This window comes from Oceanihabitans sp. 2_MG-2023 (assembly GCF_030547245.1).
GTDB lineage: Bacteria > Bacteroidota > Bacteroidia > Flavobacteriales > Flavobacteriaceae > Oceanihabitans.
The window spans coordinates 48,082-61,821 of sequence record NZ_JAUOQT010000007.1 but is presented as its reverse complement, the minus strand read 5'-3'; the positions used below and the strand labels follow the sequence as shown (position 1 = coordinate 61,821).

Below are 13,740 nucleotides of genomic sequence, written 5' to 3'. Positions count from 1 at the left end.
AATCGTATTAATTTATGCTAAAAATTGATTAATTTCGCAATAATTAAATTTAAAAGTACATTCTTATGAGTAAAGAAGTAGTAATAGTATCTGCAGCAAGAACACCAATTGGTAGCTTTTTAGGCGCATTATCTACAATTCCTGCTCCTAAATTAGGAGCAATAGCAATTAAAGGAGCACTAGAAAAAATAAACTTAAATCCAGAAATGGTGGAAGAAGTTTTAATGGGTAATGTTGTTCAAGCTGGTACTGGTCAAGCACCAGCAAGACAAGCAGCTATTTATGCTGGTATTCCAGATACAGTACCCTGTACTACTATTAATAAAGTTTGTTCTTCTGGTATGAAAACCGTAATGCAAGCAGCACAAGCTATTGCTTTAGGAGACGCAGATATTGTGGTTGCTGGAGGAATGGAGAACATGAGTTTAATTCCGCACTATTTTCACGCTAGAACTGCTACAAAATTTGGTCCAGCTAAAATGGAAGATGGCATGCAACGTGATGGCCTAGTGGATGCTTACGACCAAAATGCAATGGGAGTTTGTGCAGACGCTTGTGCAACAGAATATGAGTTTTCAAGAGAAGATCAAGATGCTTATGCTATTCAGTCTTACACACGTTCTGCTGCCGCTTGGGAAGCTGGAAAATTTAACAATGAAGTGGTTCCTGTTGAAGTACCGCAAAGACGAGGAGAACCTGTTGTTATAAATAAAGACGAAGAATTTTCGAATGTAAGAATGGATAAAATCCCTGCGCTACGTCCAGCTTTTAGTAAAGATGGAACCGTAACTGCTGCTAATGCTTCTACAATAAATGATGGAGCTGGTGCCATGGTTTTAATGAGTAGAGAAAAAGCGAATGCTTTAGGTTTAAAACCTTTAGCAAGTATTAAAAGTTATGCTGATGCTGCTCAAGAACCAAAATGGTTTACAACTGCTCCTTCTAAAGCTTTACCAAAAGCATTAGATAAAGCTGGAATATCTATTAAGGATGTAGATTATTTTGAATTTAACGAAGCTTTTTCTGTTGTAGGATTAGCCAATATGAAAATTCTAGGTTTAAACGATAGCAATGTAAACGTAAATGGTGGAGCTGTTTCTTTAGGTCACCCTTTAGGATGCTCTGGTGTTAGAATAATTATTACACTATTAAATGTGTTAGAGCAAAACAATGCGAAAATTGGTGCTGCTGCTATTTGTAATGGTGGTGGTGGTGCTTCTGCAATTGTTATCGAGCGTTCCTAACTAATTAGAAATTTAAATAAATTAATCTAAAACCTAATCTAAATTCAATTCTAATTAATGCAATACGGAATTTGTAACTTAAGCATTGTTCCTTTAAGATTTGAACCTTCAGACAAAACCGAACTCGTTTCGCAAGTTTTATATGGTGATTATTTTAAAGTTTTGGAGCAACGTAAATCTTGGAGCAAAATTCGTTTAGCATTTGATAAATATGAAGGTTGGATTGATAATAAACAATATATTGAAATTACTGAAGAACAGTACAGTACTTTAGATCAAGAAACCCCAATTCTTTCTAATGACTTAATTGAATTTGTACAAGACAAAGAACAACATTTATATCCGGTTACTTTAGGAGCTTCTTTAAACGGTTTAAACTTATTAGATCATACTTTTGATGGATCTACTACGCAAACTATTAAACCGAAAGAAAACCTTATACAAACCGCATTCTCCTTTTTAAATGCACCATATCTTTGGGGAGGAAAAACACCTTTAGGAATAGATTGTTCTGGCTTTACACAAATGGTGTACAAACTTAATGGATATAAACTATTAAGGGATGCATCACAACAAGCTACCCAAGGTGAAGCTTTAAGTTTTATTGAAGAAAGTGAACCAGGAGATTTAGCTTTTTTTGATAATAATGAAGGAGATATAATCCATGTTGGCATTATTATGGAAGATAATTATATTATTCATGCACATGGTAAAGTTAGAATAGATCGTTTAGATCACTCAGGAATTTACAATGCTGATAAGCGACTGCATACACACAAACTGCGAGTAATAAAAAAGATTATATAATAAAAAAGCCACTTATAATAAGTGGCTTTTTTTTATGAATAAATTCGTCTTTTAGTTCCCTAAAGAATCGATTAATGTTTTTATTCCTTGTTCTTTTGATGTATCTCCGATTGCACCATAAATATTTAATAATGTTTTAGCAACATCGATATTTTTAGGTTGTACTTTTAAAACAGCTTCTAAGTAAGGAATTGCGCTATGGTATATGGTTGTTCGTTTTGCTTTTAATTCGTCGTAACGTAAATTATCTGCATTCGATGTACCCAAACCATTCATCTCTTCGATTAGAGCATTTTCTTGACTTAAAATCAATGCAGCCATATTGGTTTGTGCATTTATATTTTCAGGTTCTAATTCGATTACTTTATTGTAATATTCCTTAGCTTTTTCAATATCACCATTGTCAGATGCAACAACTCCTAAGTTAAAAATTAAATCTGTATTCTCTGGATCTAATTGAATTGCCTCTTCTATTAACATTTTATACTTTTCTTTATCTCCATTTTTATAATGCAGATTAGCTTCAGATAAAATTAAATTAGCATCTGTAGGATCCATTTTTCTAGCAGCTTGAACAGCAGTTAATGCTTTTTCAGATTCTCCACTATTTAAATAAATAAAAGCAAGGTTTTTTACTATTTCTCCTCTTTTAGATTCTGAAATTTTCTCCGTTGGTTTTACATGCGATCCTGCTTTTACAAATAAATCTCTTTGAGATTGTGGAAATGCTTCCACTTCACCAGTCTCTACATTAGTTGCTACATATTGTTTTTCAATTCCTGTATACCCTAATGCTAATAATTTTTCATAGTTTTTACCTGCAGATTCATAATCTTTCCCAGAAATTGCACTAGATGCAGCATAGTATAAATAAGTAGTATCTGTTGGAATTAGCTTATATAATTTTTCAAATCCTTTTACTGCTTCTAAATATTGTGATGCTTGATATTGATCATTAGAATTAGTTAAAAGGGTATTTATTAAATTCTGCTTTACATTTCCAATTTCAACTTTATAAGAACTTTTTACTTTGTCAAAATTCTCAATTGCTAAATCTAAATCGGCATCATTACCAGCTCCATTAGCATAAAGGGCTTTACCTTTTAAATAATAAAATTTGTCACTAGACTTTTCATCCATATCTGGATAAGTACTTTCTACTTTATCTAAAATAGATTTAGCCACAGAAAAATCATTATTTTTAATTGCTTTTTCGGCAGTTTTAAGCTCTTTTTTCTGCGCAAAAGAAAATACACTAACAGATAGTGCTAAAGCTATAATTACTCTTTTTTTCATTTTTTAAAGTTTGTTTAATTAATTGTATTGTTTATTCTTCTTCAGTAATATCAAGAGTTGTGCCATCTTCATTATCACTAGTATTTTGAGTGATTTCAGGAATTATCACATTTCCATCTTCATCCAATTCTACTTCATCTTCATCTTGCATTACTTTTGCAACAGCTGCAATAGAGTCATTTCCTTTTAAATTAATAAGCTTAACTCCTTGTGTTGCTCTTCCCATTACTCGTAAATCTTTAACAGCCATTCGTATAGCAATTCCAGATTTATTAATAATCATTAGGTCGTCTGTATCTGTTACATTCTTGATAGCCACTAAGTTACCTGTTTTTTCTGTAATAGAAATAGTTTTTACTCCTTTTCCTCCACGATTAGTTATTCTATAATCTTCTAAGCTAGAACGTTTACCATAACCATTTTCGGAAACAACAAGTATATTGCTTTCCATGTCGTTAACAGCTATCATACCGATAACTTCATCAGTGTCTTCATTTTGAAGTCTTATACCACGAACTCCAGAAGCATTTCTTCCCATTGGACGTGTTTTAGCTTCTTCAAAACGAATTGCTTTTCCAGATTTAAGCGCTAACATTACTTGGCTCTCACCTGTTGTAAGTTTAGCTTCTAATAACTCATCACCTTCTTTAATGGTAATTGCATTAATACCGTTAGTTCTAGGTCTAGAATATTGCTCTAAAGAAGTCTTTTTTACTTGTCCTTTTTTAGTAGCCATGATTACAAAATTACTATTTATGTACTCTTCATCTTTTAAATCTTGAGTACAAATAAATGCCATTACTTTGTCATCTTGTTCTATATTTATTAGGTTTTGAATAGCTCTACCTTTTGAAGTTTTACTTCCTTCAGGAATTTCGTAAACACGCATCCAGAAACATTTTCCTTTTTGCGTAAAGAATAACATGTATTGGTGATTGGTACCTACAAATAAATGTTCTAAGAAGTCTTCATTTCTAGTAGTTGAAGCTTTTTGCCCTACTCCTCCTCTATTTTGTGTTTTGTATTCGGTTAGTGATGTACGTTTAATATATCCTGCATGTGAAATGGTAATTACTACTTTTTCATTAGGAATCATATCTTCAATGCTTAAGTCTCCTCCTGCATATTCAATTTTAGAACGACGATCATCACCATATTTATCTTTAACGACTTGAAGTTCTTCCTTAATAATATCCATTCTTCTATCTTTTTTATCAAGAATGTCTTTAAGGTCTTCAATGGTTTTCATTATTTCTTCATACTCAGCACGTAATTTGTCTTGCTCTAAGCCTGTTAATTGGCGTAGACGCATTTCTACGATAGCTTTAGCTTGTATTTCGGAAAGTTCAAAACGCTTAATTAAGTTTGCTCTTGCTTCATCTGCGTTAGATGATGCACGAATAATCGCAATTACTTCGTCAATATTATCGGAAGCAATAATTAAACCTTCTAGAATATGTGCTCTTTCTTCCGCTTTGCGCAACTCATAAGTAGTACGTCTTACAACTACTTCATGTCTATGCTCTACAAAATAATGAATAAGCTCTTTTAGATTTAACAATTGAGGTCTTCCATTTACTAGTGCAATATTATTTACACTAAATGAAGATTGTAATGCAGTATACTTATATAATTTATTTAAAACAATGTTAGGTATTGCATCACGCTTTAATACGTAAACAATACGCATTCCATTTCTATCGGATTCATCTCTAATAGTAGAAATTCCATCTAACTTTTTATCATTAACCAAATCTGCAGTCTTTTTAATCATGTCTGCTTTATTAACTTGGTAAGGGATTTCGGTAACAATAATACACTCTCGACCTTGTACTTCTTCTATAATAGCATTGGCACGCATTACTATACGTCCTCTTCCTGTATGAAATGCTTCTTTAACACCATCATAACCATAAATGGTTCCTCCAGTAGGAAAATCAGGTGCTTTAATGTGTTGCATTAACTCATCAATCTCAATATCTTTATTTTCAATATATGCAATAGTACCATCTACAACTTCGGTTAAATTATGCGGTGGCATATTGGTAGCCATACCTACTGCAATACCAGAAGCTCCATTAACTAAAAGTCCTGGAATACGCGTTGGTAAAACCGTTGGTTCTTCTAAAGTATCATCGAAATTTAATTTATGATCTACTGTTTCTTTGTCAATATCTGCCAACATGTCTTCCGATATTTTACGCATACGAGCTTCTGTATAACGCATTGCAGCTGGACTATCGCCATCTACAGATCCAAAGTTCCCTTGACCATCTACTAACATATAACGCAAACTCCATTCTTGAGCCATACGTACCATTGCATCGTAAACAGATGTATCACCATGTGGGTGATACTTACCTAAAACTTCACCAACTATTCTTGCAGATTTTTTGTGTGCGCTATTTGCTCTAACACCTAGTTCATGCATACCATATAGTACACGTCTATGCACTGGTTTTAAACCATCTCTTACGTCTGGTAAAGCACGTGACACAATGACTGACATAGAATAATCTATGTAAGCCGATTTCATTTCATCTTCAATGTTAATAGGAATGAGTTTTTCTCCTTCTGCCATATATATAAAATATTAAATTATTCTCTTATTTTCAAAACATGCTAATATAAAACTTTCATTAGTCATAGTAAGCGTTTCAAATGATTTTTTTAAGACTTTTTATTAACAATTGAGAGTGCTTTTTTAGTTAATAAGTATGCTGTTAATTATTTTGATTTTATAAACTTTTTTTCGTCTATTAGCATATATCCTATAAATTAAGGTATAGTTTTTGATTTTAGTAATAGGATTTTAGTATTTTTAATGAAGAAAGAAACAATTTATGGATGATAATTTTTCACCAAGAGTAAAAGATGTAATTGCATTTAGTAAAGAAGAAGCCTTACGCTTAGGCCATGATTTTATTGGTACTGAGCACTTAATGCTTGGCTTATTACGAGATGGAAATGGCAAAGCTATTAACATATTAAACGCATTAGATATTGATTTAAATCATTTAAGACGTAAAGTAGAAATTTTAAGTCCTGCGAATCCAAATGTTGCTGTAGCTACTAACGAAAAGAAAAACCTACATCTTACAAGACAAGCAGAACGTGCTTTAAAAACTACTTTTTTAGAAGCTAAGCTATTTCAAAGTACGTCGATTAATACTGCACACTTATTATTGTGCATTCTAAGAAATGAAAACGATCCTACTACTAAACTTTTAAATAAGTTGAAAGTGGATTATGATAATGTTAAAGAACAATTTAAATTTATGATTACTAACGACGATAACTATATAGAACCAAAAGCAGAGTTTCCTGATGACGATACTTCTTCTCCAGAAGATGCGTCTAAAGATATTTTTAATTCTCCTTCTGGAGGAAAATCTAACAAAAAATCTAAAACTCCTGTTTTAGATAATTTTGGTAGAGACCTTACTGCTATGGCAGAAGAAGGAAAATTAGACCCTGTAGTTGGTCGCGAAAAAGAGATAGAACGTGTATCTCAAATTTTAAGCCGTAGAAAGAAAAACAACCCACTTCTTATTGGAGAACCAGGGGTTGGTAAATCTGCAATTGCTGAAGGACTTGCTAACAGAATTATTAGCAAAAAAGTATCTCGTATTCTTTTTAACAAAAGAGTCGTTACTCTTGATTTAGCTAGCCTAGTTGCAGGAACAAAATATAGAGGTCAGTTTGAAGAACGTATGAAAGCCGTTATGAATGAGCTAGAAAAGAATGATGATATTATTCTTTTTATTGACGAAATTCATACCATTGTTGGCGCTGGTGGAGCAACTGGAAGCTTAGATGCTTCAAACATGTTTAAACCCGCTTTAGCAAGAGGAGAAATACAATGTGTTGGTGCAACTACTTTAGATGAATATAGACAGTACATCGAAAAAGATGGTGCGCTAGAACGTCGTTTTCAAAAAGTAATTGTAGAACCTACAACGGTAGATGAAACTATAGAGATTCTTAATAATATTAAAGGTAAGTACGAAGAGCATCACAACGTAGAGTATACTCCAGAAGCTATTGAAGCTTGTGTAAAGCTTACTAATCGATATATGACAGATCGTTTTTTACCAGACAAAGCCATTGATGCTTTAGATGAAGCAGGATCTCGAGTTCATATCACAAATATTGAAGTACCAAAACAAATTCTAGAATTAGAAAAACAGTTAGAAGAAGTTAAGGAAACTAAATCTTCAGTAGTAAAAAAACAAAAATACGAAGAAGCAGCAAAGCTACGTGATGATGAAAAACGTATTGAAAAAGATCTTGCCATTGCACAGGAAAAATGGGAAGAAGACACCAAATTACATCGCGAAACTGTTAGCGAAGACAACGTAGCAGATGTCGTTTCTATGATGACAGGAATTCCTGTAAATAGAATTGCGCAAAAAGAAAGCAATAAACTCGCTCAATTACCAGAACTTATAAAAGGAAAAGTAATTGGTCAAGATGAAGCTGTTGCAAAAGTTGTTAAAGCAATACAACGTAATCGTGCTGGACTTAAAGACCCTAACAAACCAATTGGTTCCTTTATATTTTTAGGGCAAACTGGAGTTGGTAAAACGCAGTTAGCTAAAGTGTTAGCAAAAGAATTGTTTGATTCTGAAGATTCTTTAATTAGAATCGACATGAGCGAATACATGGAAAAATTTGCAATATCCAGACTTGTTGGTGCTCCTCCAGGATATGTTGGTTACGAAGAAGGTGGTCAACTTACCGAAAAAGTAAGACGCAAACCTTATGCTGTCGTTTTATTAGATGAAATTGAGAAAGCACATCCAGACGTATTTAACATGATGCTTCAAGTGCTTGACGATGGGTATTTAACAGACAGTCTTGGTAGAAAAATAGACTTTAGAAACGCCATTATTATCATGACTTCCAATATTGGAGCTAGAAAGCTGAAAGATTTTGGAACAGGAGTTGGTTTTGGTACATCTTCTCAAAAAGCACAAGAAGATGCAAACGCAAAAAGCGTAATTGAAAATGCTCTTAAAAAAGCCTTTGCTCCAGAATTTTTAAATAGAATTGATGACGTAGTAGTGTTTAATGCTTTAGAAAAAGAGGATATCAATAAAATTATTGATATTGAATTAGAAAAACTTCTTTTAAGAATAAAAGATCTTGGCTATACTTTAAAATTAAGCAAAGCTGCCAAAAATTATATTGCAGATAAAGGGTTTGATAAGCAATATGGAGCTAGACCTTTAAAGCGAGCTATTCAAAAGTATATTGAAGATGCTTTAGCTGAAGAAATCATTACTTCTCAATTAGTGGAAGGAGATAAAATTATGATGGATTTAGATAAAGAATCTAATGAATTAAAAGTTGAAATTGAAAAAGCAGAAAAACCTGCTGAGTCTTAATAACTTACAATATTTAATGAAGAGGTTTTCTAATTAATTTTAGTTAACCTCTTTTTTTTTGTATCTTAACAAATACAATCCTCTTAAAGTTAACTAATGACAAAAACTACACACATAGATTTAGGAATAGGCTTCGTTAGTATTTTTGAAAATTATCTCATCATGGAAATAAACCAAGGAGAAACTGTTACTGTAGAAGATAATCAAAAACTAATAAAACTAACTGAGACCTTTTATTCCGATCAAGAATTTGTTTACATCACCAATCGTGTAAACTCTTATGCTGTTAATCCAGCTGTATATTTTGAAACAAAAAAAATTAAAAACCTTATTGGTTTTGCTGTCGTTTCTGAAAAAGAAATTGATATGAGTAACGCTTTAATAGAAAAACTTTTTTTCGATAAACCTTTCGAGATGTTTAAAGAACTAGATGAAGCTATTTCTTGGGCAAATACACTTTGTTCAAAATCGAAGAAAATTTAAACACCATAATTATTTAAAAACAACTCCTCTATTTCTATATCAATAGCACCTAAAAAATCAATAGAGGCTTCAATATCATCATGTAATACGCGATCTTTTTTAACAAACGAAACTTCTTTTCTGTAAAGTTCTAAAAAGGATTCTAAAAATGGAGAGGTTTTTAATGGGTTTCTAAATGCAATTGCTTGACTAGCATTCATTAATTCAATAGCAATTACACGTTCCACATTTCTAATTAAACGATATGCTTGCGTTGCAGCATTTGCCCCCATACTAACATGGTCTTCTTGGCCATTACTAGAAACAATACTATCTACACTTGCAGGAGTTGCCAATTGCTTGTTAGCACTAACAATACTTGCTGCGGTATATTGCGGAATCATAAAACCAGAGTTTAAACCTGGATTATCTACTAAGAAAGCAGGTAATCCTCGTAAACCAGAAACTAATTGAAACACACGACGCTCCGAAATATTACCAATTTCTGCCATTGCAATTTTCAAATAATCCAATGCTAAAGCTAAAGGTTGCCCATGAAAATTTCCACCAGAAATAATTAAATCTTCTTCCGGAAAAATATTAGGATTATCGGTAACCGAATTAATTTCGGTTAAAATAACGCGTTCCACAAAATCTAAAGTATCTTTTGTTGCTCCATGCACTTGAGGTATACAACGAAAAGAATATGGATCTTGTACATGTTGTTTTTCTCTTATAATAATTTCACTTCCTTTTAAAAATTCATTAAAACGTCGTGCTACTTTTAGCTGTCCAGGATGTGGACGGACTTGATGTACTAAATCATGAAATGGTTCTAATCTACCATCAAAAGCATCCAGTGAAATACTTGCAATTACATCTGCTAAATATGATGTTTTATGCGACATCAATAAAAGGTAAACCCCATAAGCACTCATAAACTGCGTTCCGTTTAAAAGAGCCAAACCTTCTTTAGCTTCTAATTTTATAGGTTCCCAACCAAACTTTTTAAGTATAGTACTTGCATTTCTTTCTTGCTTATCATGTACCACCTTTCCTTTTCCAATTAATGGTAAAGCCAAATGTGCTAATGGAGCTAAATCACCTGAAGCTCCTAAAGAACCTTGGGTAAAAACAAAAGGAAAAACATCATTATTAAAAAAGTCTATCAATCGGTTTACCGTTTCTAACTGCACACCACTATGCCCATAACTTAAAGATTGTATTTTTAAAAGCAACATCACTTTTACAACACTTTCCGGAACACGTTCTCCTGTTCCACAAGCATGTGACATTACTAAATTTTCTTGCAATTTAGTTAAGTCTTTTTTTGATATTTCTACATTATATAAAGAGCCAAAACCAGTGTTTATACCATAAAATGGTTTTTCTGCTTCACTTAATTTTGTATCTAAATATTTTTTACAAGCTTTTATTTTGTTTACAGATTCTTCTGAAAGTTTTAGCTTTTTATTATCGTTAAAAATATTGTAAATCGTTACAATGTCAAGTTTTTCAGAAGATATATAATGGTAATTGCTCATGATATGTTTTAAGTAAATCAAAAATGATAATTCAAAACTAGTTATGCAACTATTGTTAATAATTAATTAAAGGGTTTAATAAAATATTATTACTATTTTTGAAGAAATAAAACACAAATAATGAGAAAATTATGGATTGCAATATGCGCTTTAAGCATGATTGCTTGTAAAGAAGAAGCTAAAAATTATGTTACTTTTTCTGGAAAAATTATAGACAAAAATAGTGATTCTATTGTTTTAAGAACCCAAACATATTCTAAAACGATTAAAGTTAACCAAGATGGTACTTTTAGCGACACTTTAAAAGTAGATGCAGGAATATATAATTTTTATGATGGCGGAGAAAGTTCGAATCTTTACCTACAAAATGGATATGATCTTAACATGACATTAGACACAAAAATGTTTGATGAAACTATTGCTTATTCCGGAATTGGAGATAAAACAAATAATTATTTAGCTAAAAAAGCATTAATGGAAGAAACCCTTTTTCCTCCTAGCCTTTTTGATTTTGAAGAAGCCGATTTTAAAAAAAATATTACAGAAATCAACAAAAAAAGAGCTGAGTTTTTAGAGCAAAACAAAGATATTGAACCTTCTTTATATACTACAGAAAAAGAGGATGTAGATGGATTTGAGGAAAAAATGTTAGGCTATTTTGTTAAGAATAAAGAAAGAGAAGTAGAACGTGCAAAACAATTTGCTAGCTATATTGGTCAACCATCTGCTACTTTTAAAGACTATGAAAATTTTGCAGGAGGAACCACTTCTTTAGCAGATTTAAAAGGTAATTATGTATATATAGACATTTGGGCAACATGGTGTGGACCGTGTTTAGCTGAACTTCCTGCTCTAAAAGAAGCAGAAAAAGAATATCACGGTAAAAAAGTTTCTTTTGTTAGTATTTCTGTCGATAACGGAAGAGGTTATAAAAACAGATCTTTTGAAGCTTCGAAAGAGGGTTGGAAGAAAATGATAACCGAAAAAGAAATGGGCGGAATTCAGTTGTTTTCAGATAAAAATTGGAAATCTGATTTTATAGCTGCATATAAAGTAAATAGTATTCCTAGATTTATTTTAATAGATCCTAATGGTGTTGTAGTTAATGCGGATGCACCAAGACCATCTAGTCCAAAATTTAATAAGCTTTTCGCTTCTTTAGATTTATAGTATAAAAAAAAGCCACTCTGTTTAACTTTGTTAAGTCATTCTTTAGAGTGGCTTTTTTTTATAAATAAATTATATTATTTTTTCTGTGTTTTATTTTCTTCGGCTTCCTCTTCTACTTGCGGTGGTTCTGGCTGTTTAAATAAATCGATATATGCTTCACCTATAGTTTCAATAACATGGCTAGCAATTAAACTTTGATAACCATAATCTTCTATTGCGATATCTGCAGATTTTCCATGCAGATAAATTCCGAAAAGCGTAGCAGAAAGTGATTCATATCCTTGTGCTATTAACCCGGTTATAATTCCAGTAAGCACATCTCCTGTTCCTGCAGTAGCTAAACCAGGATTCCCAGTAGTATTTACATATCCTTTATCTTGAAAAACAGTAATCGTGTTCGCTCCTTTTATTACAATAATAAGGTTGTATTTTTTAGATAACGCTTTCGCTTTTTCTAACTTATCAAAATCGTCTTTCCAAACACCAACCAAACGCTCCAACTCTTTAGGGTGTGGTGTTAAAACGGTTAGCTCTGGTAATAATTTTAGTAGCGCTTTCTTTTTGGCAAGAATATTAATTCCATCTGCATCAATTACTAACGGTGTTTTATTTGCTTTTAAAAAGTTTTCAAAAGCAGTTATCGTTTTTGTAGCAGTTCCTACTCCAACACCAAAAGCTATTACATTTGGTTTTATTTCAAATTTAATATTGGTAATAATTTCTTCATTTGTATCTGTAATTACCATAGCTTCGGGAAAAGAAGACTGTAAAACAGTATATCCACATTTAGGTATATACGTTGTAACTAATCCAACTCCAGAAGATAAAGCAGCTCTACTTGCAAGTGTAACTGCTCCAATTTTACCATAACTCCCTCCTACAATTAAAGCATGACCATAAGTGCCTTTATTAGAATACTTTTTGCGAGGCTTATATAGAGGTAGCATTTCCATTTTTCCAATCAACTCGTAAACGGTATCTGTTGTGTGCAAAAATTCTGGATCAATACCAATATCTAACACTTCCCATTGTACTGTATATTTTTCAGTTTCTGGTAAAAAGAATATTAATTTTGGAGTCTGAAAACTTAAAGTATAATTTGCCCAAACTACATCATTTTCATTATCTGGAACCTTATCCGGAAACATTCCAGAAGGTAAATCTATAGATAGCGTAAATGCTTTAGAAGCTTTAAAATGTTGAAATAAAACTTTTACCCAATCTACAACTGGTCTGTTTAAACCTATACCAAAAATGGCATCTACAATAATATCATCCGAATGTATTTCTGGTAACTCATCGGAATTCGTCATTAATATAGGCCAAGATTTAGTGACATTTTTTATTCTATCATAATTAATTAAAAAATCTTTAGATCTTGTATCACTACAATTAATTACATACATTTTTACATTATAACCATGTGTAATCAAGTGTCTAGCTAAAACTAACCCATCACCTCCATTATTACCTATACCACAAAATACATGAATTGGTACTTGTGCTCCTTGCATTCGCATGTGCATCCAATTAAAAATTTGGGTTGCAGCACGCTCCATTAAATCTGTAGAATTAATCCCTTGTTTTTCGGCTGTTAATTTGTCTCCTTCGTAGATTTGTTCTTTCGAAAATATTTTCATTTGTTAATTCTTATTGCTTTTATTTTTGTCCTGATTATATTCCTTTAATCATTCTTCATCAAACTTCAGTATTATCAGGAATGTTTCATTTTTATTAATAATATGGAACTTATTTTACTAATTCCTCAAAAATACTGTTTTAATATTTTTTTAGAAGTAAATGTAATACTTTTGAAACGTATATTAA

The 13,740-nt window shown here is 32.0% G+C and carries 9 protein-coding genes; 5 read left to right on the top strand and 4 right to left on the bottom strand.

The annotated features are described in order from the left end of the window. The first annotated feature begins 65 nt into the window (after positions 1-65). Complete coding sequence (locus Q4512_RS13845; protein ID WP_303425719.1) at positions 66-1,244, top strand: acetyl-CoA C-acyltransferase; 1,179 nt, start codon at positions 66-68, stop codon at positions 1,242-1,244. Between the two features lie 57 nt (positions 1,245-1,301). Then, the gene (locus Q4512_RS13840) at positions 1,302-2,051 is read left to right on the top strand and encodes a C40 family peptidase (RefSeq protein ID WP_303425717.1); all 750 of its coding nucleotides are present in this window, start codon (positions 1,302-1,304) and stop codon (positions 2,049-2,051) included. 51 nt (positions 2,052-2,102) lie between these two features. Here the strand turns inward: Q4512_RS13840 and Q4512_RS13835 are convergent, their stop codons facing one another. Both Q4512_RS13835 and gyrA read right to left on the bottom strand, forming a co-directional pair. After that, the gene (locus tag Q4512_RS13835; protein WP_303425715.1) at positions 2,103-3,347 is read right to left on the bottom strand and encodes a tetratricopeptide repeat protein; all 1,245 of its coding nucleotides are present in this window, start codon (positions 3,345-3,347) and stop codon (positions 2,103-2,105) included. Between the two features lie 31 nt (positions 3,348-3,378). Beyond that, positions 3,379-5,928: a DNA gyrase subunit A gene (gyrA, locus tag Q4512_RS13830; protein WP_303425713.1), complete on the bottom strand. Its 2,550-nt coding sequence runs from the start codon at positions 5,926-5,928 to the stop codon at positions 3,379-3,381. A gap of 262 nt (positions 5,929-6,190) precedes the next feature. Here gyrA and Q4512_RS13825 point away from each other — a divergent pair, with 262 nt between their 5' ends. Together Q4512_RS13825 and Q4512_RS13820 are read left to right on the top strand one after the other, a co-directional pair. Then, positions 6,191-8,737, top strand: coding sequence for an ATP-dependent Clp protease ATP-binding subunit (locus tag Q4512_RS13825; protein ID WP_303425712.1), 2,547 nt, complete (start codon positions 6,191-6,193; stop codon positions 8,735-8,737). A 96-nt stretch (positions 8,738-8,833) separates the two neighbouring features. Next, positions 8,834-9,220 (top strand): hypothetical protein, encoded by a 387-nt coding sequence (locus Q4512_RS13820; RefSeq protein WP_303425710.1) that lies wholly within the window; start codon positions 8,834-8,836, stop codon positions 9,218-9,220. Here Q4512_RS13820 and hutH read toward each other — a convergent pair. Continuing rightward, the gene (gene hutH, locus Q4512_RS13815; protein WP_303425709.1) at positions 9,217-10,743 is read right to left on the bottom strand and encodes a histidine ammonia-lyase; all 1,527 of its coding nucleotides are present in this window, start codon (positions 10,741-10,743) and stop codon (positions 9,217-9,219) included. The two genes, Q4512_RS13820 and hutH, sit on opposite strands and share 4 nt — an antisense overlap. Positions 10,744-10,863: 120 nt before the next feature. Here hutH and Q4512_RS13810 point away from each other — a divergent pair, with 120 nt between their 5' ends. Continuing rightward, positions 10,864-11,913 (top strand): TlpA disulfide reductase family protein, encoded by a 1,050-nt coding sequence (locus tag Q4512_RS13810; protein WP_303425708.1) that lies wholly within the window; start codon positions 10,864-10,866, stop codon positions 11,911-11,913. 74 nt (positions 11,914-11,987) lie between these two features. On the opposite strand, the gene Q4512_RS13805 is transcribed toward Q4512_RS13810, so the two are convergent. Further along, positions 11,988-13,553, bottom strand: coding sequence for an NAD(P)H-hydrate dehydratase (locus Q4512_RS13805; protein ID WP_303425706.1), 1,566 nt, complete (start codon positions 13,551-13,553; stop codon positions 11,988-11,990). Between the last annotated feature and the right edge of the window lie 187 nt (positions 13,554-13,740).